This is a genomic window from Nitratidesulfovibrio oxamicus, assembly GCF_015731765.1.
Taxonomy (GTDB): Bacteria; Desulfobacterota; Desulfovibrionia; order Desulfovibrionales; family Desulfovibrionaceae; genus Cupidesulfovibrio; species Cupidesulfovibrio oxamicus.
On sequence record NZ_VRYY01000477.1, the window covers coordinates 1 to 1,786 of the forward strand.

At 71.7% G+C, this 1,786-nt stretch carries 2 protein-coding genes; one reads left to right on the plus strand and one right to left on the minus strand.

The features are described 5' to 3' along the window. Nucleotides 1-594, minus strand: a 594-nt coding sequence (locus tag FVW20_RS14220; RefSeq protein WP_196610132.1) for a metallophosphoesterase family protein, incomplete at its 3' end; no start/stop codon positions are given. Between the two features lie 361 nt (nt 595-955). Here FVW20_RS14220 and dinB point away from each other — a divergent pair. Then, a partial coding sequence (dinB, locus tag FVW20_RS14225) for a DNA polymerase IV (protein WP_269145832.1) occupies nt 956-1,786 on the plus strand: 831 nt, incomplete at its 3' end.

The window sequence follows — 1,786 nt, forward strand, 5'->3', positions numbered from 1 at the left end:
GTAGCGGCCCGCGTCGCGCGTGCCGGGCGTGCCGCCAACGTTGCAGTGCAGCACGCCGACCTGCGGCGCGCCGGGGGGCACGTCCACGTCCTGAACCATGCCGTGAACCATGCCCTGCACGGTGGCCGCGCGGGAAAAGCGCTTGGCCAGATTGCGGCCCTCGCGGTCTGTCTCGTGGCTGATGCCGTGCACCACGGCCACCACGCGCCCGTCGCGGGTCAGGGCGTGCGATTCCACCTGCGGGCCGAACACGGTGACCCCGTCCGGCCAGTGCAGCGAGTGCACCCGCGAGGTGAGCGGGTCGTGGTTTCCGTGGGCGATGAACACCCGCATCCCCGCGTCCGTCAGGCGCGCGCAGCCGTCGCGCAGGGCCACCTGGGCGCGCAGGCTGCCGTCCTCGTGGTTGTGCACGTCGCCCGCAATGAGCAGGGCGTCGGGCCGTTCGGCAAGGCACAGGTCCACCAGCCGCTCCCACGCGGTGAAGGTGGCGCGGTGCAGCCGGTCGGCCAGGCGGGGTGAAAGGTCGCGCGAGACGCCCGCGAAGGCGGCGTCGAGGTGCAGGTCTGCGGCATGGACGAAGCGGAACGCTGGCATGGGTGACCGTGGGTTGAGGTGCGGGAGGCGGCGGCCATTGCGCCGAACGAACGTGCTCCCTGCGGCTTCCGGGGCGAGCGCGGGGTGCCCGTCCGCAGGATGGTCGTACGGGGATGGTCGTACGGGGATGGCCGTGCGGGGGATGGCGAAATGTCCCGCGCGGCAACGGCACCCATCCTGTCTAGCACGGCGGGCGGCGGGCCGTCACCGTGCCCGCGCCGCAAAGGGCGGCTGGTTGGGATGGTGCGGTCAGGCCGGACGGGGCTGCCTGGCGGGGCGAGACATCCCATCGGAGTGCGCTCCCGGTCCCGACAGCCGCGCCCCGCTTCCGGCTCCGTCGCCCCTCTGCTAGAACGTGGGCATGGCGCAACGCTGGATCATGCATATCGACATGGACGCCTTTTTCGCGTCCGTGGAGCAGATGGACGACCCTTCCCTGCGGGGCAAGCCGGTGGCCGTGGGCGGCTCGCACCGGGGGGTCGTTTCCGCCGCGTCGTACGAGGCGCGGCGCTTTGGCGTGCGCTCGGCCCTGCCCATGGGCACGGCGCTGCGGCTGTGCCCGCACCTGATCGTGGTGCCGGGGCGCATGCGCCGCTACGCCGAGATTTCGCACCGCATCATGGACGCGCTGCGCGAATTTTCGCCGCTGGTGGAGCCCGCCTCGGTGGACGAGGCCTATCTGGACGCCACGGGGCTGGAGCGGCTGTTCGGCCCGGTGGAGAACATGGGCATGGCGGTGAAGGCCCGCGTGCTGGACGTGACCGGCGGGCTGACCTGTTCCGTGGGCGCGGCCCCGGTGAAATTCCTGGCCAAGATAGCCTCGGACGTGAACAAGCCGAACGGCCTGTTCATCCTGTACCCGGAAGACGTGGCGGAATTTTTGCGCACCTTGCCCGTGGGCCGCATACCGGGGGTGGGCAAGCGATCGTTGGATGCGCTGGAACAGCTGGGCGTGCGCAGCGCGGGCGACGTGCTGCGCTATTCGCGCGAATTCTGGGAGCGGCGCTTCGGCAAGGGGGGCGTGCACCTGCACGAGCGGGCCAGCGGCGTGGACCCGCGCGAGGTGGAGCCGTATTCCGAGCCCAAGTCGGAAAGCGCGGAGAACACCTTTGCCGAGGACACCGCCGACCGCGCCGTGTTGCGGCGCTGGCTGCTGGCGCAGGCCGAGCGGGTGGGGGCGTCGCTGCGGCGG